Annotated in this window: 20 protein-coding genes; 13 read left to right on the forward strand and 7 right to left on the reverse strand. The window is 70.6% G+C overall.

The window, feature by feature from the left end; all coding sequences use genetic code 11:
• Positions 1-307 precede the first annotated feature (307 nt).
• On the forward strand, positions 308-1,762 hold the full coding sequence (locus AB0C46_RS00500) for an APC family permease (RefSeq protein WP_362824550.1): 1,455 nt from the start codon (positions 308-310) through the stop codon (positions 1,760-1,762).
• Positions 1,763-1,821: 59 nt separating this feature from the next.
• Here AB0C46_RS00500 and AB0C46_RS00505 read toward each other — a convergent pair whose 3' ends face one another.
• Complete coding sequence (locus tag AB0C46_RS00505; protein ID WP_362824552.1) at positions 1,822-2,160, reverse strand: hypothetical protein; 339 nt, start codon at positions 2,158-2,160, stop codon at positions 1,822-1,824.
• A gap of 460 nt (positions 2,161-2,620) precedes the next feature.
• Here AB0C46_RS00505 and AB0C46_RS00510 point away from each other — a divergent pair, with 460 nt between their 5' ends.
• The 7 genes from AB0C46_RS00510 (at position 2,621) to AB0C46_RS00540 (ending at position 11,117) form a co-directional block, all read left to right on the forward strand.
• A complete protein-coding gene (locus AB0C46_RS00510) occupies positions 2,621-5,350 on the forward strand; it encodes a SpoIIE family protein phosphatase (protein WP_362824554.1) in 2,730 nt (909 codons plus the stop codon).
• 49 nt (positions 5,351-5,399) lie between these two features.
• Positions 5,400-5,798 carry an SHOCT domain-containing protein gene (locus AB0C46_RS00515; RefSeq protein WP_362824556.1) on the forward strand — a complete coding sequence of 133 codons (399 nt, stop codon included), beginning with the start codon at positions 5,400-5,402 and terminating at the stop codon, positions 5,796-5,798.
• Between the two features lie 137 nt (positions 5,799-5,935).
• The gene (locus tag AB0C46_RS00520) at positions 5,936-6,748 is read left to right on the forward strand and encodes a DeoR/GlpR family DNA-binding transcription regulator (RefSeq protein WP_362824558.1); all 813 of its coding nucleotides are present in this window, start codon (positions 5,936-5,938) and stop codon (positions 6,746-6,748) included.
• A gap of 111 nt (positions 6,749-6,859) precedes the next feature.
• Positions 6,860-8,158: a four-carbon acid sugar kinase family protein gene (locus tag AB0C46_RS00525; RefSeq protein ID WP_362824560.1), complete on the forward strand. Its 1,299-nt coding sequence runs from the start codon at positions 6,860-6,862 to the stop codon at positions 8,156-8,158.
• 26 nt (positions 8,159-8,184) lie between these two features.
• Positions 8,185-9,273 carry a 4-hydroxythreonine-4-phosphate dehydrogenase PdxA gene (gene pdxA / locus AB0C46_RS00530; protein ID WP_362824561.1) on the forward strand — a complete coding sequence of 363 codons (1,089 nt, stop codon included), beginning with the start codon at positions 8,185-8,187 and terminating at the stop codon, positions 9,271-9,273.
• Positions 9,270-10,592 carry an MFS transporter gene (locus tag AB0C46_RS00535; protein WP_362824562.1) on the forward strand — a complete coding sequence of 441 codons (1,323 nt, stop codon included), beginning with the start codon at positions 9,270-9,272 and terminating at the stop codon, positions 10,590-10,592. Before pdxA ends, AB0C46_RS00535 begins: the two co-directional genes overlap by 4 nt.
• A 255-nt stretch (positions 10,593-10,847) precedes the next feature.
• The gene (locus tag AB0C46_RS00540) at positions 10,848-11,117 is read left to right on the forward strand and encodes a hypothetical protein (RefSeq protein ID WP_362824564.1); all 270 of its coding nucleotides are present in this window, start codon (positions 10,848-10,850) and stop codon (positions 11,115-11,117) included.
• 102 nt (positions 11,118-11,219) lie between these two features.
• On the opposite strand, the gene AB0C46_RS00545 is transcribed toward AB0C46_RS00540, so the two are convergent.
• Positions 11,220-11,720, reverse strand: a complete 501-nt coding sequence (locus AB0C46_RS00545) for a MarR family transcriptional regulator (RefSeq protein ID WP_362824566.1) — start codon at positions 11,718-11,720, stop codon at positions 11,220-11,222.
• 52 nt (positions 11,721-11,772) lie between these two features.
• On the opposite strand from AB0C46_RS00545, the gene AB0C46_RS00550 reads away from it, so the two are divergent.
• A complete protein-coding gene (locus AB0C46_RS00550) occupies positions 11,773-12,444 on the forward strand; it encodes a TIGR03086 family metal-binding protein (protein WP_362824568.1) in 672 nt (223 codons plus the stop codon).
• Between the two features lie 120 nt (positions 12,445-12,564).
• Here the strand turns inward: AB0C46_RS00550 and AB0C46_RS00555 are convergent, their stop codons facing one another.
• Complete coding sequence (locus tag AB0C46_RS00555; protein WP_362824569.1) at positions 12,565-13,884, reverse strand: MFS transporter; 1,320 nt, start codon at positions 13,882-13,884, stop codon at positions 12,565-12,567.
• A gap of 71 nt (positions 13,885-13,955) precedes the next feature.
• Between AB0C46_RS00555 and AB0C46_RS00560 the strand changes: the two genes are divergently transcribed.
• Entirely contained in the window at positions 13,956-14,978 is a 1,023-nt protein-coding gene (locus tag AB0C46_RS00560) for a helix-turn-helix domain-containing protein (protein WP_362824570.1), read from the forward strand.
• 277 nt (positions 14,979-15,255) lie between these two features.
• Here the strand turns inward: AB0C46_RS00560 and AB0C46_RS00565 are convergent, their stop codons facing one another.
• Positions 15,256-15,882 carry a helix-turn-helix domain-containing protein gene (locus AB0C46_RS00565; RefSeq protein ID WP_362824572.1) on the reverse strand — a complete coding sequence of 209 codons (627 nt, stop codon included), beginning with the start codon at positions 15,880-15,882 and terminating at the stop codon, positions 15,256-15,258.
• A 127-nt stretch (positions 15,883-16,009) separates the two neighbouring features.
• Between AB0C46_RS00565 and AB0C46_RS00570 the strand changes: the two genes are divergently transcribed.
• A complete protein-coding gene (locus AB0C46_RS00570; protein ID WP_362824573.1) occupies positions 16,010-17,461 on the forward strand; it encodes an amidase in 1,452 nt (483 codons plus the stop codon).
• A 242-nt stretch (positions 17,462-17,703) separates the two neighbouring features.
• On the opposite strand, the gene AB0C46_RS00575 is transcribed toward AB0C46_RS00570, so the two are convergent.
• Complete coding sequence (locus AB0C46_RS00575) at positions 17,704-18,210, reverse strand: cupin domain-containing protein (protein ID WP_362824575.1); 507 nt, start codon at positions 18,208-18,210, stop codon at positions 17,704-17,706.
• 80 nt (positions 18,211-18,290) lie between these two features.
• On the opposite strand from AB0C46_RS00575, the gene AB0C46_RS00580 reads away from it, so the two are divergent.
• Both AB0C46_RS00580 and AB0C46_RS00585 read left to right on the forward strand, forming a co-directional pair.
• Positions 18,291-19,142, forward strand: coding sequence for a LysR substrate-binding domain-containing protein (locus AB0C46_RS00580; protein ID WP_362824576.1), 852 nt, complete (start codon positions 18,291-18,293; stop codon positions 19,140-19,142).
• Between the two features lie 311 nt (positions 19,143-19,453).
• The gene (locus AB0C46_RS00585; RefSeq protein ID WP_362824577.1) at positions 19,454-20,698 is read left to right on the forward strand and encodes a cytochrome P450; all 1,245 of its coding nucleotides are present in this window, start codon (positions 19,454-19,456) and stop codon (positions 20,696-20,698) included.
• A gap of 91 nt (positions 20,699-20,789) precedes the next feature.
• On the opposite strand, the gene AB0C46_RS00590 is transcribed toward AB0C46_RS00585, so the two are convergent.
• On the reverse strand, positions 20,790-21,989 hold the full coding sequence (locus tag AB0C46_RS00590) for an MFS transporter (protein ID WP_362824579.1): 1,200 nt from the start codon (positions 21,987-21,989) through the stop codon (positions 20,790-20,792).
• A gap of 130 nt (positions 21,990-22,119) precedes the next feature.
• Positions 22,120-23,922, reverse strand: a complete 1,803-nt coding sequence (locus AB0C46_RS00595) for a M4 family metallopeptidase (RefSeq protein WP_362824580.1) — start codon at positions 23,920-23,922, stop codon at positions 22,120-22,122.
• Between the last annotated feature and the right edge of the window lie 713 nt (positions 23,923-24,635).

A 24,635-nucleotide genomic window follows, 5' to 3' on the forward strand; every position in this document is an offset into this window, starting at 1 on the left:
GCAGCGGTTCCGGCGGATCGGCGACGGATCCAGCGGTTCCCCGCGGGGAATCCGTACCACTCGCCCGGACGCGGAATCCGCTTAATATCCACGATGGATCATGAATAAGCGTTCCGATAGCCTTCTCATGCTGCGGATTTCGTTGTCCGAGGGTCTTAACAAGACCTTGACGTGAGTCGTCGGCAGGGGTTTTATTCGGTCACCGAAGCGGTGCCTGTGGATGCCGGGTCCGCACCGCTTTGCGGCGCTCTTCCCCCGAAGTGCCACCCCTCCTGCCGCCCAGCACCGATGGGATACGGATACCGATATGCCCTACACGCCTGTTGCCGCCGCAGCACCTGAGCGGGACACCCGAAGCGCGACGGAGGGGGACGCCTCCACCACTCCCCAACTCACCCGGTCGATCGGTGTGGTCGGCGGCACGCTGCTCACGCTGTCCTGTCTGACCCCGGCGTCCTCGCTCTTCGTGATCGTGCCGGACTCCTTCGCCGGCCTGGGCACGGGCACCGCACTGACCATCGCCGTCGCGGTTCTGCTGTGCATCGGAGTGGCCTTCACCTACTCCGAGCTCGGCACGCTGATCCCCAGCTCCGGCGGTGAGTACGCCATGGTCGGCACGCTCATGGGCCGCCTGGCCGGGTGGCTGGTTTTCATACTCTCGCTGATCGTCGTCATGATCGTGCCGCCCATCATCGCCCTGGGTACCGCCGACTATCTGGCGCCGATCGTGCAACTGGATCCGCAGTACACCGCCGCCGCCGTGATGCTGCTGGCCACCGCGATGGGCCTGCTCGACCTGCGCGCCAACGCCTGGATCACCGGCATCTTCCTGGTGCTGGAAGTGGTGGCCTGCGCGGTCGTCGCCTTCCTGGGCTTCTCCCACACCCAGCGCTCCGCGTCCGTGCTCGTGCACCCGGTGATCGACGCCGGACACGGACAGAGCACCGCCGTCACCGCCGGTCTCATCGTGGCCGGACTGGCCACCGCGCTCTTCATCCTGCAGGGCTTCTCCACCGCCGTGTACCTCGCCGAAGAGATGGACAACCCCCGCCGCAACGTCTCCCGCACCGTGCTGTGGACCCTCGCCATCGGCGCGGCCGTCGTCCTCATTCCTGTGGTCGCGATCACGCTCGGCGCCCCCGACTTGAAGACCCTCGGTGCCGGTGACGTCGCCGGCATGGTGCAGGACTGGAGCAATTCGGGCATCGGCACCTTCGTCAGCCTCTGCATCGCCCTGGCGATCATCAACGCGGCGATCGTGATGGTGATCCAGAACTCCCGGGTGGTCTTCTCCTCGGCGCGTGACGCGGCCTGGCCGATGGCCGTCAACCGCGTCTTCTCGCACGTCGGCCGGCGCTTCGGGTCCCCCTGGGCGGCCACCCTCGCGGTGGGCGTCCCCGGCGCGGCACTGTGCTTCGTCAACCTCGACACCCTGAGCGAGGTCACCGGGGTGGCCGTCGCCGCGATGTATGTCTTCGTCGCCCTGGGGGCCCTGGTCGCGCGCCGCGGTGAGCACAAGCACCGGCCGGCCTGGCGGATGCCGCTGTGGCCCGCGGTCCCGGCGCTGCTGATCGTGGTGCTGGCGTGGGTGCTCTGCCAGCAGAGCACCAAGAGCCTGGTCATCACCGGCGCCATCGTGGCCGGGGCCGCGCTGTACTGGGTGTGCTATCTCCGGCCGCGCCAGGAGACGCACTGGGTGATCTCGGTCCCCGAGGAGGAGCAGGCCCCCGTGGAGAAGCCCGCCGGTTCGCTGCCCGTATAGGGCCGCAGAGGCCGCAGAACCGCCCGCCCGGAGCTTTTGCCCGGGCGGGCCTTCTTGTTTTACCGGCCGGTGAGCCGGGAGAGCGCGAGCGCGTCCAGGAGGAGGCACACGTGGTCGACGGCGTCCCGCCCGGCGGGGCCCTCGGCCACCGGTGCGTCGTCGAGCAGCCCGGCGGTTCCCCGCAGCAGGTTCAGCAGCCGATCGGTCATCTCGGCAGCCGGTTCCGTGTGCGCAAGGGCGGACCGGATCTGCTCGCCCGTGAGCGGCAGACCGGTTTCGAGGAAGCGGAACAGCGCCACGGCGGCACGCCGGTCGGCGTCGTTCGGCTTCCACAGTCCGAGCGCGTGGTGGTCGATGAGCGCGGCCGCCTCGGCTCGGATCTCCTCGGGAACATGCATGCCCACGAACGTCTCATACCGTCCCGACCGCCCGTATGAGGGCAAGGGTGCCCCCGGGGCCGTCCGCGGGCCGGCGCCGAGGTCCCGGTGAACCGGGCTGACCAGGCACGTTGCGCCGGCGCTGAGCTCACCCGACCGGCAGCGCCCGATCAGGCAAGCGGCCGGGCCTGTGGGAAGAGTTACATGAACCCTCCGCGCTCTGGGCGATTTGTTCCCGAGGGGGTGGCGCCCGGTGGCTGCCGGGTATGTCCTCTTCGTCGAAGAGGTTCGCATATGCGTAGCAGTGAAACCTACCTGGGGGTCTTCCCGCCCTCTGGCGCCCGGCCGCGGATCACGGGATCATCCTCGGACAGCCCGTGAAGCCGCCCGGCCGGGCGGGACATCGCGGACATGCCTGGTGGCTGCTGCGCTCCGCATCGCGCGGCTCGCCCACCGTATGCGGGAGGTGTAGAAAGAGGACATGGCCGGACGCTACGGCCGCCCGCGTTCGGTTCTCAGGATGCGAACTGTCGCAGGTCAGGTCTTTCTCCTGCAGGTGGCGATCGTGGTGTTGCTCGTCGCCGCCGCCATTGCGGCACTTGTGCTGCAATCCCGGGCCGACGGAGACCGCGAAGCCCGCAACAGGTCCGTCGCCGTCGCTGAAGCCTTCGCGAACGCGCCGGGCATCGAGGCAGCGCTGAAGAGCGCCCACCCGACCATCGTCCTTCAGCCGCGGGCGGAGGCCGCCCGCAAGCGCTCCGAGGTCGACTTCATCGTCGTGATGAACACCCAGGGCATCCGCTACACCCACCCCATCCCCAACCGGATCGGCAAGAAGTTCGTCGGCACGCTCCAGCCGGCGCTGGCCGGCCATGTGGTCACCGAGAAGATCATCGGCACCATCGGTCCGCTCGTCCAGGCCGTGGTGCCGGTCTTCAGCCACAGCGGCCCGGACAAGGGAAAGGTCATCGGGCTGGTCTCGGCCGGGATCACCGTCAACCGCGTCAGCGGTGTCGTCGACGACCAGTTCCCGCTGCTGTTCGGCGCCGCGGCCGGTGTCCTGCTGCTCACCACGGGCGGTACCGCACTGGTCAGCCGGCGACTGCGGCGGCAGACCCACGGCCTCGGCCCGGCCGAGATGACCCGGATGTACGAGCACCACGACGCGGTTCTGCACGCCGTACGCGAAGGCGTGATCATCGTGGGCGGCGACGGCTGTCTGCTGCTCGCCAACGACGAGGCGCGCCGGCTGCTCGGCCTGCCGCCGGACGTCGAAGGACGCCAGATCGCCGAGATCGGGCTCGACCCCGCCACCGCCCATCTGCTGGCGTCCGGCCGGGTCGTCACCGACGAGGTCCACCCGGTCGGCGACCGTCTGCTGGCCGTCAACCAGCGCTCGACGGACCAGGCCGGCGGACCGCCCGGCAGTGTCACGACGCTACGGGACACCACCGAGCTCCGCGCGCTGACCGGCCGGGCCGACGTGGCCCGCGGCCGCCTGAAGCTCCTCTACGACGCCGGCACCGAGATCGGCACCACCCTCGACGTGGTGCACACCTGCGAGGAGCTCGCACAGTTCGGCGCCACCCGCTTCGCCGATATCGTCACGGTCGATCTGGCCGAGGACGTGCTGATCGGCGAGGAGCCGACGGCCCCCGGCGGCGCGCCCCTCGAGATGCGGCGGATAGCCGCCCGCGGCGCCCCGCCGGACAGCGGCCTCTACCCCGTCGGCAGGCTGATCCGCTTTGAGCCGGCCACCGCCCTCGGCGCCGGCCTCACCAGCGGCAAGGCGGCCCTGGAAGCGGATCTGTCGGCGTTCTCCGGCTGGCATCTGCAGAGTCCCGAACGGGCCAGGAAGATCGTCCAGCACGGTATCCACTCAAGGATCGCGGTGCCGCTGCGCGCCCGCGGCGTCATCCTGGGCGTCGCGATCTTCTGGCGCGCGAACGAGCCCGAGCCCTTCGAGGAGGAGGACCTTTCCGTAGCCGAGGAGCTGGTCGCCCGCGCCGCGGTGAGCATCGACAACGCCCGCCGCTACACCCGCGAACACACCATGGCGGTCACCCTCCAGCGCAGCCTGCTGCCACGCGCCCTGCCGGAGCAGAACGCCGTCGAGGCCGCCTACCGCTATCTGCCCGCCCAGGCCGGACGCGGCGGGCTAGGCGGCGTCGGCGGTGACTGGTTCGACATCATCCCGCTGCCCGGCGCCCGGGTGGCGCTCGTCGTCGGCGACGTCGTGGGGCACGGGCTGCATGCCGCCGCCACCATGGGCCGGCTGCGCACCGCCGTCCACAACTTCGCCAACCTGGACCTGCCGCCCGACGAGATCCTCTGGCACCTCGACGAGCTCGTCACCCGCATCGACCAGGACGAGGGTGCCGAAGAGGCGGAGGGCTCGGTCACCGGAGCCACCTGCCTCTACGCCATCTACGACCCGGCGTCCGGGCACTGCACCATGGCGCGCGCCGGGCACGTCCAGCCCGTACTGCTGCGGCCGGACGGCACCGCCGAGGTTGCCGATGTGCCCGGCGGTCCGCCCCTCGGGCTCGGCGGCCTGCCCTTCGAGACCTGGCAGCGGCAACTGCCCGAGGAGAGCCGTCTGGTGCTCTTCACCGACGGCCTGGTCGAGGACCGGAACCGGGACCTCGACGAGGGCATGGCGCTGCTGAGCCGCACACTGGCCGATCACCCCGGCCGGACACCGGAAGAGACCTGCGAGGTCGCGCTCAGCGCGCTGCTCCCGGACCGGCCCAGCGATGACATCGCGCTGCTCGTCGCCCGCACCCGGGTGCTGGACACCGCGCATGTTGCCGACTGGGACGTGCCGCCCGACCCCTCGGCGGTGGGCCAGATACGGGCCGCGGCGGTCCGCAAGCTGATCGAGTGGGGCCTGGCGGAGGAGGCGTTCACCGCCGAGCTGATCCTCAGCGAGCTGGTCACCAACTCCATCCGGTACGCCGCCGGTCCCATCCGCGTACGGCTGATCCGCGACACCTCCCTGATCTGTGAGGTCTCCGACCGCAGCAGTACGTCACCGCATCTGCGGCAGGCCGCCACCACGGACGAGGGCGGCCGCGGTCTCTTCCTGGTCGCCCAATTGGCCGAACGGTGGGGGACCCGGTACACCACCAGCGGCAAGGTCATCTGGACGGAACAGGCGCTCACCGGCCTGGACGTGGTCGCGGTGGAGCCCGACGGCGAGGATCCTTGAGCTGACGGATGGATGAGCTCGGGGGCTCCCAGCGCCATAGGAGGCCGTGATGGACTACCCGCTGCTCAACGCGTTCTGGACCATGTGCCTGATCTTTTTGTGGGTCATGTGGCTGATCCTGCTGTTCCGCATCATCGGTGACATCTTCCGCAGCCATGACCTCAAGGGGTGGGGCAAGGCCGGCTGGCTCGTCCTGGTGATCCTGCTGCCCTTCCTGGGCGTCTTCATTTACGTGATCGCGCGCGGCCACGGGATGAGCGAACGGGAGGTCGCCCAGGCCGAACGGCAGCAGAAGCAGATGCAGGAGTATCTGCGAAAGACCATGGCGACCGGTGACGACGAGGCGAGCCGGCACGCGGATTCCCTGGCGAAGCTCGCCGAGCTGAAGAACCACGGCGACATCACGGAGGAGGAGTACCAGAAGGCCAAGGCGAAGGTTCTCGCCTGACCACGCATCACCCTGCGGAGGCGCCCGCCGCTGTCTGAGCGACTGCTACTCTCGAATTGCGCGGAACACGCAACTTGAGAGACATCCCTTCAGGACGAGCCGGACAGACGTGACAGCAGGCAGAGGCGGGCAGTGAAGTGAGCACTGGGGAACGCTCGGCCACCCGGCGCCGGCGCGAGCGGATGGTGGAGCTGCTCGGCGCCGGCGACATCAGCGTGCACGAGCTCGCGGCGGAGTTCGATGTCTCGCTGTCCACGGTCCGCCGCGACCTGGCCACGCTGGCCGCCCTGGGCCGGATCACGCGCACTTACGGCGGCGCGGTCGACCACCGGGCGGTGGAGCGCTCCTGGCACGACAAGGAGCACGAGCAGCGCGGCGAGAAGGACGCCATCGCCCGCGCCGCGGCGGCGCTGGTCCGCAGCGGCGATGTCGTGCTGCTCGACGCGGGCACCACGGTTGCCCGGCTGGCCCATGAACTGCGGGACCGCACCGACCTCACCGTCGTCACCAACGGCCTCTCCACCCTGGTCGAGTTGGCGGACGCGGAGGTGGAGGTCGTGGTGCTCGGCGGCCGGCTGCGGCGCCCCAACGAGTCGCTGCTGGGCACCCGGACCGAACAGGCGCTGCGCCGGCTCACCCCGGACATCGCCTTCCTCGGCGTCGACAGCCTCGATCCCCGGCGGGGCATCAACTGCCCCGACCCGGAGCAGGCCGCGCTGAAGGAGACGATGGCCGAGTGCGCCCGGGCCTCCTGGGTGCTGGCCGACCACTCCAAGCTCGGCGGGGGCGGGGGCTTCCCCTACTGGGCGGCGATGCCGGCGGGTACGGGCCTGATCTCCGGGGGCGAGGAGCGGGAGCTGGCCGCTTTCGCGGCTGCGGGGTGGGTGGTGCACCCGGCTGTGACGGACCCCGAGGACCTCGTCGAGGGCGCCCCGCTGCACACCTCTTGACAGTCCGTTCGGCGAGTCGCCACCCTGAGTTGCGTGAACCGCGCAATAAAAAATGCGCGGTTCGGTCACTTCGGGGTCGAGGCGGCACCGAAGCCGACGGGAGGAGACCGTGTGGCCCAGGTGCTCGTCATCGCAGACGACCTCACCGGCAGCAATGCGACCGGCGCGCTCTACGCGCGACGGGGGCTGCGGGCCGTCACCGTCGGCGATCTCGCCCAAGTGGCGCGCTACGCGGACCGGGTGGACGTCCTCGTCGTCAACACCGCATCGCGGCACTGGACCCCCGCCCGCGCCTACGCGGCCGTCCGCGCCGCCGCCGACACCGCGGGTGAGGTGCCCCTGATCGTCAAACGCGTCGACACCACCCTGCGCGGCAATCCCGGCAGCGAACTCGACGCGGTGGTGGATGTCCTCGCCGCCCGCAGGCCCTCGGCCCGGATCCGGACCCTGGCCGTTCCCGCCTTCCCCGACGCCGGCCGGACCACGGTGGGCGGCCTGCATCTCGTCGACGGCGTACCGCTCACCCGGACGGCCGTGGCCCACGACCCGTTCGACCCCGTCCGGCATGCGCGGGTCGCGGCCGTGCTGGGCGCACAGAGTCGACGCACCACCGGCGAACTGGCCCTGGACGTGGTGGAACGGGGCCCCGACGCGGTGGCCGCGGCGCTGCGCGAGAGCCCGGCCGGCATCGTGGTCTGCGACGCCACCGAGAACGCACATCTGGGCACGATCGCGGCGGCCGCGGCCCGCCTCGCCGCCGAGGACCGCACCCACTGGGTCGCGCTGGACTCGGGACCGTTCGGCGCCGCCCTCGCCGCCGAACTGGGCCTGCGGCCCGAAGGCGGCGCACCCGCCACCGTCCTCGCGGTCGTCGGCAGCCTCACGGACCGCACCCGCGCCCAGCTCGCCCGCACGGAAACCGCGCTCGGCGCCCGCTGGGCAGACCTCGACCCTGCCGACCCGGACCCCGGCCGGGTGCTGACGGCACTGCGCGCGGCGGCGGGGGAGGGGGCCACGGTGCTCGGTGTCCGGGTCGCCCCCGAGCCGCCGGGCGCGGCCGCCGGATCGGCTTCGGTGCCCGATCCCGGCACCGCGGCCCGCATCCTGCGCGCGCTGGCCGAGGTCGCCCGCCGGGCGGTCGCCGAGCTGTGCCCCGGCGGGCTGTACGCCTCCGGCGGCGATGTCGCCGCGGCGGTCACCTCCGCCCTGGGCGCCGACGGCTTCGCCATCGAGACCGAGGTGCTCCCGCTCGCCATCGCCGGACATCTGGTGGGCGGCCCCCACGACGGACTGCTCTTCGCCACGAAGGGCGGTCTGATCGGCGGCCCCGACGCCGCCCGCGACTGCTTGGAACACCTGCGCGCGGCCTGCACCCGGCACACCCTCGGCCCCACCTTGAGCGCGAAGTGAACACCGCACCCCGAAAGGCGATCGCCATGACTGACCCGCAGCACACGACCGGCGCGCGGACGGACCGTCACCGACCGGATACCGACGGCCCGCTGCCGCTCCTCGCCGTCACCCTCGGCGATCCCGCCGGGATCGGCCCCGAGATCACCGCCCGCACCCTCGCCGACCCGGCGATCACCGCACTCGGCCGCGGACTCGCCGTCGGCGACGCCGCCGTACTGCGCCGCGCCGTCGCCGTCTGCGGCCTGGACGTCGAGGTCCGTGCCATCGGTGCGCCCGGCGAGGCGCGGTTCGAGCCGGGCACCATCGATGTGCTCGACCTCGGGATCGCCCCCGCCGACCTGCCCTGGGGCACGGTCGACGCGGTGGCGGGCCGCTCCGCGGTGGCCGCGATCGAGGCCGCGACCCGCGCCGCGCTGGCCGGTGAGGTGGACGGCATCGTCACCTCGCCGATCAACAAGGAGGCCATCTGGGCGGCCGGTTCACCGCACCTCGGCCACACCGAGATGCTCGGCGAACTCACCGGCGCCGCACACTTCGACACCATGTTCGTGGTCCGCGGCCTCAAGATCTTCTTCACCACCCGCCACCTCGCCCTGCGCAAGGCGCTCGACCAGATCACCGAGGAACGGGTCGCCGCGAGCATCCGGCACGCCGCCACCGCGCTGCGCGTCTTCGGCCATGACGAGCCCCGGCTCGCCGTCGCCGCGATCAATCCGCACGGCGGCGAGGGCGGTCACTTCGGCGACGAGGAGATCACCGTCCTGCGTCCGGCGGTGGAGAAGGCGGCCGCCGAGGGCCTCGGCGTCGTGGGGCCGATCCCCGCCGACTCGGTCTTCCACCAGGGCCTCGAAGGCCGCTTCGACGGCGTGCTGTCGCACTTCCACGACCAGGGCCATATCCCCGCCAAAACCGTCGACTTCGACGGCACCGTCTCCGTCACCGTGGGCCTGCCGATCCTGCGGACCTCCGTCGACCACGGCACCGCCTTCGACATCGCGGGCAGCGGGCGCGCCTCGCACGGCACGATGGCCGCGGCCTTCCGCGCCGCCGCCGGCTTGAGCCGCTTCACCGACCGGATCCGGGCCGCGTACGGAACGGCGGCCGACCGGTGACCGAAACCGGCCCGCAGCCGATCCCGCAGTCGCCCCCGTCCACGATCCCCGCCAAGCGCTGGGCGTACGTCATTCCGGTCGCCGCGATCATGTACATGCTGGCGTATCTCGACCGGAACAATGTCTCCGTCATCCTCCCCTACATGCACGGCGAGCTGGAGCTGTCCAACGCCGACAAGGGGCTGGTCGGCGGCATCTTCTTCGTCGGCTATGTCTTCCTGCAGATCCCGGCCGCGATCCTCGCCCAGCGCTGGAGCGCCCGGAAGACCGTCCTCATCCTCATGGTGGCGTGGGGGCTGGCCGCTTCGCTGTCCGGTCTCGTACAGACCAAGTCGCAGTTCTACGTGGCCCGGTTCGTACTCGGCTTCTTCGAGGGCGGTGTCTGGCCGGCCGTACTGATCCTGCTCGCCTCGTGGTTCCCGCTGCGCGAGCGGGCCCGCGCCAACGCCCTGTGGATGGCCTGTCTGCCGCTCTCCTCGGTGCTCATGGCGCCGCTGTCGGGGTGGATGCTCGATCATGCGAGCTGGCGCTGGGTACTGGTGCTCCAGGGCGTGCCGCCCCTGGTGTGGGCGGTGGTCTGGTGGTTCGCGGTCGCCGACCGGCCCGCGCAGGCCCGGTGGATCTCCCGTGCCGAGGCCGACCATGTGCAGCGCTCGATCGCCGCCGACGAAGCCGCGAAACCGTCGGCGGGCAGCGGCTCATACCTCGACGCGGTCAAGCAGAAGTCGGTCCTCGTCCTCATCGGCGTCTACTTCTTCTGGATCACCGGCTTCTACGGCTTCAATCTGTGGCTGCCCTCGGTCATCAAGGAGCTGACCCACGACGGATCGTCCACCGAGGTCGGGCTGCTCACCGCGATCCCGTTCACGGTGGCGCTGGCCGTGATGATCGCCAACGCCGCCTGGTCCGACCGCACCGGCAGACGGCGCCAGGCGGTGGCCGTCCCGCTCGTCGTGGGCATCGCGGCGCTGCTGCTGGGACAGGCCGTGGACGGCGCTCTGCCCCGGATGCTGCTGTTGTGCGTGACGGCCGCCGCGGTCTATGCGCCGTACGGACCGTTCTGGGCGATCCCCGGTCAGCTGCTGCGCTTCGAGGTGGTGGCCGTCGCGATGGGCCTGATCAACGCCCTGGGGAATCTTGGCGGGTTCGCCGGCCCCTATCTGGTCGGCTGGCTGACCGACGCCACCGGCTCCAGCGTGACCGGCTTCGCGGTGCTCTCCGGCTTCCTCGCCGTGGCCGTGGCGCTGGTGACGCTGGGCCTGCGCCCGAGCACCCGACCCGTACACCGGTTGTCCGGGCAGGCGGCGGAAGAATCCTGACGAGACGTCATGTGATGTCCCCTCAGTTGTGCACACCAAGGCTTGCCCTGAAAGGCGTCCCCGCCGAGACCCTCGGCGGGGACGCTGCCGTTTTTCTCAACGGGCGGCGGCATCCGTGCGCCGAGTGGGAGGGCCTGCGGTGTGATCAGTTACTCCAACTCGCCCAATTCACGACGTGTCAGGTTTTGAGAGGTTAGATCATGGTGAATCCTGAAAAGGTCGATATACCCCCTTTGATCCTCTCGAGGAGCAGACATGCGCATCCGCGCCGCGATCGCAGCCAGCGCCCTGGCCACCACCATCGTCATGGGCGGTGCGAGCGCCGCCCTGGCCTGCAACATGGGCAAGGACCACAAGGACCGTCATCACCACCACCACTACAAGCACCACCACGGCCACGGCCACCACGCGTCCTGCTGGCTCTCCGCGGGTGTGCTCAACCACGTCGGCCCGGTCTTCAGTGAGGGCTGCGAGAGGGGTGGCTGGGGCTGGGGCGGCGGCGACGACAACGGCCGCCGGAGGTAATCAGAGAGCTTTTCCAGCCGGTGCCGGCCGATACGACCCACGGGTCCGTTCGGCCGGCACCGGCGGCATGTGCGGGCCGCACTCCGCGGCCTGCCCGGCAGGTCAGGCCCGGCCCGGTCCCCGGCCGGGCTTTCGCGCGGTCAGCTCCGGCAGCCTGGACAGGGTGTGCAGCGCCCTCAGGAAGCCGGCGCGGTCGGCAGCCGGAAGCTGGGTGAGCAGCCGTTCCTCGCCTTCCTGGATCGCGGTCTGTGCCGCATCCCGTACGCGCCGGCCCTCCGCCGTGAGTGACAGCAGGCGCACCCGGCGGTCCTCGGGATCCGGCTGACGGCGAATCAGCTCCCGTGCCTCCAGGTCGTCCAGGACGGCGATGATGCGGGTCTTGTCCGCCCGGATCGCCTCGGCCAGCGCCGCTTGCGTACGGATCGGTGTTTCGTCGAGGTGCAGCAGGACCGAGTAGGCCCACATCGTCAGGCCGTGTGCGTCGAGGACCGGCTGCTCGGCCGCCATCAGCGCGCGGCCCAGGGGCACGACCATCGCCGCCAGATCGGGACGGGTCGGCCGCCCGCCGGATGTGGTGCCCCTGTCGGCTGCGTTCTCGGCCATGGTCAAGAAAATACCCGTTGACAATTCATGTGCTGGAGCTGATCGTAAGCACATGCATATGAATATTGCGGATGCGTCCGCCGCGCACACGGACTTCGCACACCTCCGGCGGCTCCATGCCCAGGCGGTCCGGGACAGCGTGGCCCTGATCCGCCGGGTGACCCCTGACGATCTGTCCCGGCCGACCCCCTGCTCGGCGTGGACACTGGCCGACCTGCTCGCCCATATGACGGCCCAGCACCACGGCTTCGGAGCGGCAGCGCTGGGCAAGGGGCAGGATCCGGCGCACTGGTCGGTCCGGCCGATCGGCGCGGACCCCGTCGGGCCGTACACCGCCGCGGCCGAGCACGTCATCGCCGCCTTCGCCACCGTGGAGAGTCCGGACCGTGCGTTCGCCCTCCCCGAATTCAGCACCACCCGGACCTTCCCCGCCGCCCGCGCGATCGGCTTCCACCTCATCGACTACGTGGTGCACAGCTGGGACGTCGCCCGCACCCTGGGCCTCACCTACGCCCCGGGTGCCGAACTCCTGCGGGCCGCCCTGCCGATAGCCCGAGCCGTCCCGGACGGTGACTCCCGGCTCGCCCCGGGCAGCGCCTTCCGGCCGGGGCTGGCCGCGGACGAGGGCGCGGACACCCTGGAGAAGATCCTGGCGGCACTCGGCCGCTCACCGCACTGGCACGGCCCGGATCCCGGTGCGACGCCCCGCGACACCACCTGCTGAGCGTCGCGGACGCGGCCGGCGGCCTGGACTGCCCGCTCGCCCTTCGGCGCCGCACCGAATGGACGCCAGGCCATCAATTGGCCCTATAGAAAAGGGCGTTGGTGCACCGAGAGCGATGTCTCAGCGGCTCGCGCCGGAACTCGCGAGCTCGATCGTTGTAGCGCGCTTCCTGTCATGCTCCGGCCGGCGGATGATGGCGGCAAGCATCGCCGCCGCACAACACAGGGCTCCGGTGGCCATCCACACCAAGTCGTAGGATCCCAGAGCGTCCCGGGCCACACCGCTGCCGAAGGCGACCAGACCGGCACCCAGCTGGTGGGCGGCGAGCACCCATCCGAACGCAATGGCGCTGTCTTCGCCGTAGAACTCGCGGCACAGGGCGATGGTCGGGGGAACCGTGGCCACGTCGAGCACGCCGAACAGAACGACGAAGGCGACCAGCGGAAGCTGAACCGTCGGACCCATCATGGCGGGCAGGAACATCAGCAGCAGGCCCCGGAGGGCGTAGTAACTGCCGAGCAGCCAGCGAGGGTTGAGGCGATCAGTGAGCCAGCCTGAGGAGATCGTGCCCGCCACGTTGAAGATTCCCACCATGGCCAGGAGTGAAGAGGCCACCGTCACCGGCATGCCGTGGTCGTGAGCAGCGGGGGTGAAATGCGTCCACATGATCCCGTTGGTCGACGCGCCACAGATGGCAAAGGTGGTCGCCAGTAGCCAGAACGGCCCGGTCCTGACCACGGCGCAGAGCACATGCAGAGTGCGCCGGCCGGTTCCCGAATCAAGGGGAGGCTTGGGTACGAACTCCTGGGACCCATACGGCTTGACACCGACATCTGCCGGATGACTGCGCAACAGCAGCCACACAAAGGGCATCACCATCAACGAGGTCAGCCCCACGGTCACGGTGCCGGCCCGCCACTGATAGTGATCGACTGCCCAGGAAAGCACAGGCAGAAAAACGAACTGCCCGAAGACGCTCGCTGCCGTGAGGATGCCGGTGACCAGACCACGTCGCTGGACGAACCAGCGGTTGGTCACGGTCGCGGCGAACGCCATGGCCATCGAGCCACAGCCCAGTCCGACAAGGACACCCCAGTACAGGGTCAGCTGCCACGGCTCCGTCATGGCCGTCGTCAGTGCTGCGCCCGCAGCGATGACAGCCAGCGCACCAACGACCACGCGCCGCAGGCCGAAACGGTCCATCAGAGCTGCGGCGAACGGGGCGGTCAAGCCGTTCAGTGCCATGTTCACCCAGACCGCGAAGCTGATCTCGCCGTGCGACCAGCCGAATTCCTCCTGCAAGGGGTCGACGAGCAACCCTGGCATGGTGCTGAACGCGCCGGCGGCAATGATCGCCAGAGCTGCGACAGCGGCCACCCACCAGGCACGGTGCACTCGGGGTGGGTGAACGGAAGGCGAGTTCTCGATGCGTTGCGTCACCCTGATCATGGTGGGAGACCACGACTGGCGGAGCCAGCGGGCAAGCAGACAGCATCTGCAAGGATCTGGCCATGACCGCCTTCATACAGCCGGGTCGGCACCGTGTGGCCGTCCTCGTCCGCCACGGCCTGATGCCCATGGAGTTGGGCCTGGTCCATCAGATGTTCGGCCAGACCAGATCGGCCGACGGCGACCCGCTGTACGAGGTGATCACGTGTGCACCTTCCCGCGGTGAGATCCGTACCGACGCAGACTTTCCCATCTACGTCACACATGGGCCCGAGGCGCTGCGGGAGGCCGATACGGTCATCGTCCCGGCCTCGCACGAAGAGGACGAGACGGACACCGAAGGGCGGCTCGGCAGCACTCTCGCCGCAGCCTTCGCCGCCATCCGGCCCGGCACCCGGATCGCCTCGATCTGCACCGGAGCGTTCGTGCTGGCAGCTGCCGGACTCCTCGACGGCCGCCGCGCAACGACGCACTGGAAGTCCTCCCAGCGCTTCCGGGAACTCTTCCCGCGGGTCGCACTCGACCCGGACGTCCTCTACACGGATGCGGGCGACGTCCTGACCTCCGCCGGAGAGGCCTCCGGAATCGACCTGTGCCTCCACATGATCCGATGCGACCACGGCACGGCGATCGCCAACGACCTTGCCCGCACCACCATCGTCCCGCCACACCGCGACGGCGGACAGGCCCAGTACATCCGCACCCCGGTTCCTGAGCCAGAGTCCTCGTCCACGGGCAAAGCGCGGGCATGGGCCCTGGAACGCCTCGACCAGCCGCTGACCCTCGATGCACTGGCCGCGCAGGCAGCGATGAGCGTACGGACCCTCACCCGCCGGTTCCGGGAAGAAGTGGGCCTCACCCCGGTGCAGTGGCTGACCCAACAGCGCCTGGAACGCGCGCGTCTGCTTCTTGAGGGGACCGACCAGCCCATCGACAAGATCGCGGTGACCGCAGGCTTCGGAACCGGGACCTCATTGCGCCAGCATCTGCGAGCGGCGCTGGGGGTTTCACCGAGCGCATACCGCCGAACCTTCCGTGGGCCGGCAGCGTGCAGCAAGGCCGGCCCACGGACGGCAGACGGGTAGGCAGCGGACCTAAAAGGCCCGCAAGCACGAGGCCATGCTCGGCCAAGCGCTCAGTAGGAGGCGGCCACTTCATGCGGGGCGGTCGGCCAGCTGCCACCCACGCGCCCCCGGCCCGCCTTCCAGAGCGTGGCTGGTGCGGCGCAGCGGGGGCGCGGCCGTGGCGGAGTCAGGCGTCCGGCATGTGGGGACAAGCGTTCCGGTGAACTCGGGTGAACGCGCGCCTGGTGATCGGTAGTCGGGACCTGGGTGACCTGGGCGACCCGGGTGCGGCGAGCGGTCAGTCGGTGGCCGTCCGGGAGGCGTCGACGGGGGAGCGGCGCCGGTCCACGATCCCCTCGACGATCTTCATCAGACGGTCCCCCGTCCGGTCGATGCTTCCGTTCTGCGTGCTGACCTGCGCGCCTTCGAGTGCGAAGGTGATCTCGGCCGCGGCCTGCTCGGGGTCGTGCAGCCGGGCCTCGGTGCACAGGCCGACCATCCGGCGGGTCTGGCGCGCCTTGTGCTGCTCGATCACCTGCCGTGCGGGATGGGAGCGGTCGGGCAGTTCGGCGAGGGAGTTGATGAACGGGCAGCCGCGGTGCGAGATCGTTGGCAGCCCCTCGGCGATGAAGCGGGCCACCCCCAGGATCTGTTCCCCCGGCCGGCCGGGGTGTTCGGCCTCGACCCGGTCGAACGCCGCCTGGTAGTCGGCGGCGACGATCCGCAGCCACTCCGCGACGAGCGCGTCCTTGGTCTCGAAGTGCCGGTAGATCGCCATCTTGGTGGTCTCGGCCTTCTCGGCGATCGCCTGGACGCCCACCCGCCGGATCCCCTCGCTCTGGAAGAGCTCCTCCGCCGCGTCGAGGATGCGCTCACGAGGCGGCAGTTTCGCCACTCTGCTCGGTCTTCTGGCGGTCGATGCCATGGCTGCTCCGTGACCTCCGGTCGGTTGCGGGGCTCTCACTCCCTGCTACGGTACCAGCCTGTCCCGTTCGATACCGATCGGTATCAAGCGGAACTCACCGGTATTGTTCTCGATCCTGGGAGAGACCGTGAAAATCAGCGAGTATGTGGGCTTCGACGCGGTCGGGCTCGCGGAGCTGGTCGCCAAGGGCGACGTGACCTCGGCCGAACTGGAAGCGACCGCCCGCGAGGCCGCGCAGGCGGTCGAGCCGCGGATCAACGCGATCGTGGAGACCTGGTCGTCCGACGACGAGCCACGCCCCGGCGGCGCACCGCTGGCCGGGGTCCCTTTCCTGATCAAAGACCTGGCGGTCGCCATGGCCGGGCGGCGCATGGAGCTGGGCAGCCGTCTCGCGGCCGGTCACGTCTCCGGCGCCGACTCCTCCCTGATGTCGCGCTTCCGTCGCGCCGGTCTCGTGACGTTCGGCCGTACCGCGACCCCGGAGATGGCCTACAGCACCACGACGGAACCAGTGCTGTACGGCGCGACCCGGAACCCGTGGGACCCGGAACGGAGCGCGGGCGGATCCAGCGGGGGCGCGGGGGCGGCTGTCGCCGCCGGGGTGGTCCCGATCGCGCACGCGACCGACGCCGCCGGCTCGATCCGCATACCTGCCGCCTACAACGGCCTCTTCGGGCTGAAGCCCACCCGTGGCCGGGTTTCCGTGGGCCCTTTCTTCGACGAGATCTTCAACGGCCTGGCCGTGCACGGCAGCGTCAGCCGCACCGTGCGCGACAGTGCGTTACTGCTCGACCAGATGCGCGGCCCGGAGCCGGGCGACCCCTACTTCGCCCAGGAGCCGTCCCGGCCCTACGCGGAGGAAGTCACCCGGCACCCGGGCTCCCTGCGGATCGGCGTCCTCGCCCAGGCGTGGGGCGGACACCGCACCACCGCACCCGTGCTGGACGCCCTCTCGCGCACCGTGCGCCTGCTGGAATCCCTCGGCCACCGGGTGGAGGAGGCCGAGGTCGGCCTGGGAGTCGACTGGGAGGAGTTCCTCCTGGCCAACGCCCGGCAGTGGACGGCGAACCTCACGGCCTCGGTCGACGAGCTGGCAGCCGCCTTCGGCCGGCCCATCGACTCCACGACCCTCGAACCGCCGATCCTTGCCAGCTACCACTACGGGCAGCGGATCAGCGGCGCCGAGTTCGTGACCGCTCTCGCGGTCCGCAACCGGGTCTCGCGGAGCCTGGCAGGGTACTTCGACGCCTACGACATGCTGCTCACCCCGACCGCGCCGGAGCTGCCCGTGCCCCTGGGCACCCACGCCCAGGGGGCGGAGGCGCTGGACGGCCTCGGCTGGCTTCGCCGTCTCTTCGACCTCTCACCGTTCACCGCGGTGTTCAACGTGACGGGTACGCCCGCCATGTCCGTGCCCGTGACGGCCGACACCGGGACGGGCCTCCCGATCGGTATGCAGTTTGCCGCCGGTTACGGACTCGAAAGCCGCCTCTTCCGTTTCGCTGGACAACTAGAACAGGCAAGCCCGTGGTCGGCCCCAACCCCCACGGTGTGGGCCGGAAACCACACGGGCTGCTGAGAAGTGCTCCTGGAGTGCCGGGAGTTCACAGCGAGGACCGACCCTGCACTGAGCGACTGGAGGAATCACGTCGTGCACGTCGTCCCCGATTCCCGGCGTCGTGGGCTTGTCGACGGTGACGCGGCCGGTGGAGACGCTCACCGGGCTGGGCTGGTCGCGCTCAGCGATGGTCTTGGCCCATGTCCAGGGCAGCGCCGAGGTGGTCAGCCGATGGGGTTGACGAAGGTGGCCGGGCGGCGTCGTCAGTCCGGTCTCTGGGCGAAGTCGACGGCGGGCTCGGTGGCGTAACGGCTCATCACCTGGATACTCGCCTGTGGGGTCAGCGTCTGACCACCGGCGAACATCTCCTCCAGGTCCCGGAAGTACTGCACATACAGGTCCGGCGTGAAGGTGCTCAGCATGACGGCCGGCTGGTCGGTCACGTTGGCGAAGGTGTGCGGGGCTCCGGCCGGGACCATCACGAGCGTGCCGGCGGTCGCGTCGTAGTCCCTGTCGCCGACCGTGAACCGCAGCGTGCCGGAGATGACGTAGAAGCCCTCGTCGTGCTGGGCATGACGGTGCTGCGGTGGTCCGGGCGTGTGCGGCGCGAGGACGGACTCGGCGAGTCCGAGACGGTGCCCGGTGTTGCTGCCGTCCTCCAGGACACGCATGCGCGTGCTGCCCAGGAGGATCGTCTCGCCGTCGCCCGGACCGACCACCGATACGGCGGGGTCGGCCATCGGCTCGCTGGTCTTCGGTTCGTCAGTCATGCGCCGATTCCACTACCGGGGCAACGCGGCAGTCCAAGACCCATTCCGTGACATCGATACCGTATGGGTATCGTTGCGCCATGGAGCTACGCACGCTGCGCTACTTCGTCGCGGTCGCCGAGGAACTCCACTTCGGCCGGGCCGCCGTCCGGCTGCACATGAGCCAGCCGCCACTGAGCCGGGCGATCAAGCAGCTGGAGACCGAGGTCGGCGCCGCGCTGTTCGACCGATCGTCCGCCGGTGTCACGCTGACTCCGGTGGGGGCGGTGCTGCTCGATGAGGCACGCTCCCTGCTCGACCAGGCCGACCGGGTACGCGTACGCGTGGCCGCGGCGGCCGGCGCCGCGACCCTCACCGTCGGCATCCTGGGCGACAGCACCGACCCGGGCGCATCCCGACTGGCCGGCGCCTACCACCGGCTGCACCCGCGCGTCGAGGTCCGCATCCGCGAGGCCGACCTGACCGATCCGACCTGCGGGCTGCACGCCGGACTGGTCGACGTCGCCCTGACCCGCGGCCCCTTTGACGAGACCGGCCTGACCGTGCACGCGCTGCGCGCCGACCCGGTGGGGGCACTGCTGCGCGCCGACGATCCGCTGGCCCGCCACCGCAGCTTGAAGCTGGCCGACCTGGCCGATCGCCGCTGGTTCCGGTTTCCGGAGGGCACCGACCCCCTCTGGCAGTCGTACTGGAACGGCGGGGAACCTCGCGAGGGCCCGGTGGTGCGCGCCGTCCAGGAATGCCGGCAAGCCGTCCTCTGGAACGGTACGGTCGGCATGACCCTGCTGAACCATGAGCCGGCCGCGGGGCTCACCGTGGTGCCGCTGATCGATATGCCGCCGAGCCGCGTGGTTGCGGCATGGCACGAGGGCGACACGAATCCACTGATCCGCTCGTTCGTCCGGACCGCGAGCGCCGCTTACCACGACTGAGATCCTCACCGCCGGCACCGAACACAACCGGTCCGACACAGCCCACCCCCCTGGCCCAGGGCCGGGAGACCGCCCAGCCCGCGACGGCAGCACCGGCTCGGCCATCTCCGATACGTCGTCACTGCGTGATCCATGGCTATGGGCTCACACCGGCACGAACACTCAATCGGCATACCGAGTAAGACGATCAGCCGGGATTCACAACGTCGCGATACGGGCTCTTTACGGGCACGAGGCGGTGCCCTAGCGTCAACAGCCGGCCGTGCACCCCGTCCGAGCCCGATTTCGCACAGGGAAGCCGAGGACGTGTTGTGACCACCCTCCCGCAGCCGCCCGACATCCTGTCGCCGGAGTTCGCGGCGGATCCCTATCCCGCGTACCGCATCCTGCGTGCGCACTACCCGCTGTTCCACGACCCGGGCACCGACAGCTTTCTGATCTCGCGGTACGGGGACGTGGCACGGGCCTTCCGCGATCCGGTGTTCACCAGCGACAACTACGCATGGCAGCTCGAACCGGCGCACGGCGGCCGGACCCTGCCCCAGATGAGCGGCCGCGAGCACGCCGTACGCCGGGCCCTGGTCGCCCCCGCCTTCCGGGGCCGGGAGCTGCGGGAGAAGTTTCTGCCGGTCATCGAGCGCAACGCACGGGAGCTGATCGACACCTTCCGCGACGCGGCGGAGACCGATCTCGTGGCGCGGTTCGCGACCCGCTTCCCCATCAACGTGATCGTCGACATGCTCGGGCTGGACCGGGCCGACCACGACCGCTTCCACAGCTGGTACGCATCCGTCGTCGGCTTCCTCGCCAATCTGGCTCAGGACCCCGAGACCGCGGACGCCGGCCTGCGGGCCGGCCGCGAGCTCTCCGCCTACCTGCTCCCGATCATCCGGGAACGGCGGGCCACACCGGGCGACGACCTGCTCTCCAGGCTCTGCACCGCCGAGGTCGACGGCACCCGGATGAGCGACCAGGACATCACGTCGTTCGTCAGCCTGCTGCTCTCGGCCGGCGGCGAAACCACGGACAAGGCCCTCGCCGCCCTGTTCCGCAATCTGCTGGCCCACCCGGACCAGTTGGCCGCCGTACGCGCCGACCGGTCGCTGATCCCCGCGGCCCTCGCCGAATCCCTGCGCTACACCCCGCCGGTCCAGATGATCATGCGTCAGCCCGCCGCCGAGGTGACCCTGAGCGGCGGCACCGTCCCCGCGGGTGCCACGGTCACCTGCCTGATCGGCTCCGCGAACCGCGACGAGCGCCACTACGCCCGGCCCGACACCTTCCATGTCCTCCGCGGCGATCTGACGCCGGCCACGGCCTTCAGCGCCGCCGCCGATCACGTCGCCTTCGCCCTCGGCCGGCACTTCTGCGTGGGCGCGCTCCTCGCGAAGACCGAGGTGGAGGTCGCCGTCAATCAGCTGCTCGACGCGTTTCCTGCCATGGACTTCGCGGAGGGTACGGCGCCCGCCGACGCGGGCGTTTTCACCCGCGGGCCGGAGCGGCTGCGGGTGCGGCTGGTGCCGGGGGACGACGGAACCCGGGCGCGCGAGGCCTGACGCCCGACCGCGACGCCGTCGCATTCGCCGGCCATCTCGTCGAACGCGCCGCGTCCGGTCCGGGCCGGTGGAATGCGCGGCCCGCCACCGGTCAGTCCTCGTCGGCCGGCGGGTGCAGCAGTACGTAGAGGCCGACGGCGACGGCGAGCACGATGACACAGGCGGAGAAGGCCAGGCCCGCACCGCGCAGGCCGAGCGCCAGTGTGAGCGCACCGACCCCGACCACCGGCAGCGAAATGCCGAGATAGGCGACGAGGAAGAAGGCGGAGATGGTGCCGCCGCGGTGCTCGGGCGGTGCCGCGCGGCCCACGGCGGTCAGCCCGGCCCGGAACGCCAGGCCCTGGCCGACGCCGCCGCACACCGCGCCGATGACCAGCAGCGGCAGGGAGGTCACGGCCAGCGAGGCGGCCACGAGCAGGAGGCCCACCACCAGCACCAGACAGCCGCCCGGCAGCGCTCTGCGTACGCCGATCCGTTCCGTCAGGGACTGCCCGGCGGTGGAGCCCAGGAACACCGTGAAGACGATCAACCCGGCAACGGCCAGATTGTGCACCCCGAGCGTCGCGCCGACGAAGCTCGGCGCCACCGCGGTGAACAGCCCCAGGAGCGAGAAACCGGCGAACGCGGCGACCGCCGCGGGGGTGAAGACGCCCCGTACTCCGGGCGGGAGCCGAAGGCCCTGCGGCCGCAGTGTCCCGGGGCGGTGCGGAGAGCCGACGGTCTCCGGCAGGAACCAGGTCACCCCGGCCGCCCCGGCCACCAGGACGAGATGCACCAGGAACGGCAGGACCAGCGGCCACGGCGCGTACTGCGCCAGCAGCCCGGACAGCAACGGGCCGCAGCCGAGGCCACCCATGTTCGCGGCGGTGGCGGCGAACCCCGCATGCGCTTCCTGGCCGGGCCTGGCGAGCTCCAGCACGGCCGCCGTGGCGGCGCCGCTGAACAACCCGGCGGCGAAGCCGGACAACACCCGCCCCAGCAGCAGCATCGGCAGCCCGCCCTCGAAGAGGAAACACAGTGCGCTCGCCGCCGACAGACCCAGCGCGCACAGCAACACCGGCCGCCGGCCCACCTCGTCGGAGACATTGCCGGCGAGCAGCAGCACCGTGATCACGCCGAGGGCGTACACGGCGAAGACCACGGTCACCATCAGCTCGGAGAACCCGAGCTGTGCGCGGTAGAGCCCGTAGAGCGGGGTGGGAAGTGTCGTCCCGGCCATGCCGACGGCGAAGACGCCTGCCGCTGCCGGGTAGCCGAGCCGCCGGGAGCCGCTCGTCCGATCGATGATCATGGCCTCAAACGTAGGCTCCCGCCGCCACGCCGTCGAGGACCACCGGAGGGACCCCGGGCCGGGAAAACAAACGAGCGTGGTGCCCCCGCGACCGGCGGGGACACCACGCTGCGCCCGGTCCCGGAGCGGGTCAGTGCTTGGCGGAGGGCGTGTTGGACGCCTTCACGTTCACGGCCGCCCAGGCCTTGTTCACCGTCTTGTACGCGGTGCTCTTGGCGCCGTACAGGTCCTTGGCCGCATGCAGGGTCGCGGTCCGGGCGTCGTGGAAGTCGGTCGTGGAGACCATGTACCGGGTGAGCGCCCGGTAGAAGATCGCCGTCGCCTTGGTCCGCCCGATGCCGGTCACCTTCGAGCCGTCGTAGGTGGGGGAGTTGTAGGCGACACCGCCGATGGTCTTCTTCCCGCTGCCCTCGGCGAGCAGGTAGTAGGCGTGCGAGGAGACGCCGGAGCCGGCGTGCACCTCGGTGTCGTAGGAGGCCTTCGACCAGTAGTCGACCGCGCCTTCGAGCTTGTCGAGGGACGGCTTGTCCAGACGGCGCAGGAACTTCTGGTCGAGGCCGAGCTTCTCGCCCATCAGGTAGTTCGGCGGGTTCTTCGGGTTGTTGGTCGAGAACTCGACCGCGCTGCCGAAGATGTCCGCCAGCGACTCGTTGAGCGAGCCGGGCTCGCCGAACTGGCTGCCCTCGGCGTCGATGCGGGTGGGCTGGAGGTTGGCGGTCGCATCGACGACGCCGTGGGAGAGCTCATGGCCGGTGACGTCCAGGACGACCAGAGGCTTGGCGAACGTCTTGCCGTCGCCGTCGCCATAGAGCATGCAGCCGCATTCGGAGGACCAGAAGGCGTTGCCGACCTTCTTGCCGAAGTGCACCAGGGCACGCGCCCCGCGGCCGTCGTTCTTGATGCCCTTGCGGCCGAAGGTCTTCTTGTAGAAGTCCAGGGTGCTGGCGATGCCGTACTGGGCGTCGACGGCGGCGGTGGCCCGGCTGCTCGTGGTGCCGTTGCCCCAGCGGTTGGTGGTGCTGGTGAACGCCTTGCCGCTGCTGAACTTGTCCAGTTCCTTGTCGCCGGCGTCCCGGGTCTCGGTGTTGCCGCGGGTGGAGTCCTTCAGGGTGAAGGACTTCTTCGCGGTCTGGGTGGTGGACAGCGGCACACTGCCGACGAAGAAGGATGCGCCGGTGCCCTTGGCCGGGGCCGGGAAGCCGGCGCTCTTCGCCGCCTTGCCGGTGACGGGCGGGGCGGGCGTGAACAGCCCGGTCGCGGGGTTGAGCCGCTCGCCCCGCGCGCGCAGCTTGCGCTGGACGGAGGGCGACAGGAACGAGTCGTCGGCCTGGACGTTGCTGAGCACCGCGCCGGTCGCCGCGTCGAGGACGACCGTACGGGCGCCGCCGGACTCGGCGGTGCGGCTGTCGGCCACCTGCACCTGATAGGCCAGCGTCGTGCGGCCGTTACGGGCGTCCACGACCAGTTCGGTGTCGCCGGCCTGGCCCTTCGCCACGGCGGCGGCCTTCGTCCGGGCCTCTCCGGCCGACAGCTTCGGGTCCGTGCCGGTCACGTCCAGCTGATGACGGAAGGCCCGGGTCACTCCCTCGTACGCCGACTTGGCGGTCAGGTGGACGACGAGATCGCCGCCGAGCACCGGCATGCCGCGGTGGGTCCGTACGAAGCGGACATGCTGCCGGCCGTCCGGGTCGACGAGCGCGTCGGTGGCTTCGAGGGTGTCCTTCTTGCTGACTCCGGTGGCCGAGGCGTGCGCGAATGCGGCGTCGCGGGCCGCGTCGACGGCTGTCTGAAGGGCGGGAGTTGAGGAGGCAGCTACCGGCGAGGCCGGAGGGGTCGCGGAGGCACTGCCCGCCACACCCGCCGTCAGGGTTGCGGCCGTCGTCACAGCGACCGCGATGGCCAGGCGGTGTCTGCGTATGTGGGGTCTACGCACTGATGTGGGTCCTTAGCGCTGCGGGGGCGGTCGGCTGGCCAACCGCCCGTACGCGCGGTGCTGTTGTGCACCACGGGGGCCGCGTGGCCCCGCGCAAACCCTGGTCTGCCTGGCATGGGCATGTAAAGGGAAATGATCAGCAATCGAGATTCATGGGCGAAATTTAACAATTGATCAGCTATAGGTAGCCAACAGGTGACCAACTGTGGTCCAACTGAGGAGACATGGGGTGGCGCGAAATGGTTGCCCGGAAATCGAGCGGAACTTCGGACTGCTAGAAGGGCAGGCCCATCCGCCCCGAATGGCCGCCGCCGCGGGCCCGTTGGCCTGCGCCAGGGGCACTGCCGGTGCGGCTGCGACGAGTTGGCCGTTGTGACGCTCGTGGGCGGCGGCGCGACGGCGTTCGCGCGGGGTTCAGGCGTGGGGGAGGGCGCCCGCACAGGGGGAGATCGCGATGATCCGCGCCGCACTCCGGTCAGCGGCGCGGCCGGGTACGGAGAAAGGTGCGCGGGGTATCGGTGTCACGGCACTGGCGGTCGGACCGGCACTGCTCGCCGGCGCGGCGATGGGGGGCGGAGCGGCGCTGTGGGCCCCTACGGCGCCGTGGGGCGGTGCGGTGCTGTGCGTCGGTACGGTGACATGGGGTGCCATGGGGTGGCACGGCGCTGTGGGTCGGTGCGGCGTTCCGCGCTGCCACGGCTCCCCGGGGGCGC

The organism is Streptomyces sp. NPDC048637, from assembly GCF_040650675.1.
Taxonomy (GTDB): Bacteria; Actinomycetota; Actinomycetes; order Streptomycetales; family Streptomycetaceae; genus Streptomyces.

What these genes read in the sequence shown, in the direction of transcription:
- AB0C46_RS00550 (WP_362824568.1), top strand. Translation starts at nt 11,773, where the DNA reads ATGCATATGAATATTGCGGATGCGTCCGCCGCGCACACGGACTTCGCA.
- AB0C46_RS00560 (WP_362824570.1), top strand. Translation starts at nt 13,956, where the DNA reads ATGACCGCCTTCATACAGCCGGGTCGGCACCGTGTGGCCGTCCTCGTC.
- AB0C46_RS00565 (WP_362824572.1), bottom strand. Translation starts at nt 15,882, where the DNA reads ATGGCATCGACCGCCAGAAGACCGAGCAGAGTGGCGAAACTGCCGCCT.
- pdxA (WP_362824561.1), top strand. Translation starts at nt 8,185, where the DNA reads ATGACTGACCCGCAGCACACGACCGGCGCGCGGACGGACCGTCACCGA.
- AB0C46_RS00500 (WP_362824550.1), top strand. Translation starts at nt 308, where the DNA reads ATGCCCTACACGCCTGTTGCCGCCGCAGCACCTGAGCGGGACACCCGA.
- AB0C46_RS00545 (WP_362824566.1), bottom strand. Translation starts at nt 11,720, where the DNA reads ATGGCCGAGAACGCAGCCGACAGGGGCACCACATCCGGCGGGCGGCCG.
- AB0C46_RS00510 (WP_362824554.1), top strand. Translation starts at nt 2,621, where the DNA reads ATGGCCGGACGCTACGGCCGCCCGCGTTCGGTTCTCAGGATGCGAACT.
- AB0C46_RS00580 (WP_362824576.1), top strand. Translation starts at nt 18,291, where the DNA reads ATGGAGCTACGCACGCTGCGCTACTTCGTCGCGGTCGCCGAGGAACTC.
- AB0C46_RS00515 (WP_362824556.1), top strand. Translation starts at nt 5,400, where the DNA reads ATGGACTACCCGCTGCTCAACGCGTTCTGGACCATGTGCCTGATCTTT.
- AB0C46_RS00590 (WP_362824579.1), bottom strand. Translation starts at nt 21,989, where the DNA reads ATGATCATCGATCGGACGAGCGGCTCCCGGCGGCTCGGCTACCCGGCA.
- AB0C46_RS00540 (WP_362824564.1), top strand. Translation starts at nt 10,848, where the DNA reads ATGCGCATCCGCGCCGCGATCGCAGCCAGCGCCCTGGCCACCACCATC.
- AB0C46_RS00505 (WP_362824552.1), bottom strand. Translation starts at nt 2,160, where the DNA reads ATGCATGTTCCCGAGGAGATCCGAGCCGAGGCGGCCGCGCTCATCGAC.
- AB0C46_RS00575 (WP_362824575.1), bottom strand. Translation starts at nt 18,210, where the DNA reads ATGACTGACGAACCGAAGACCAGCGAGCCGATGGCCGACCCCGCCGTA.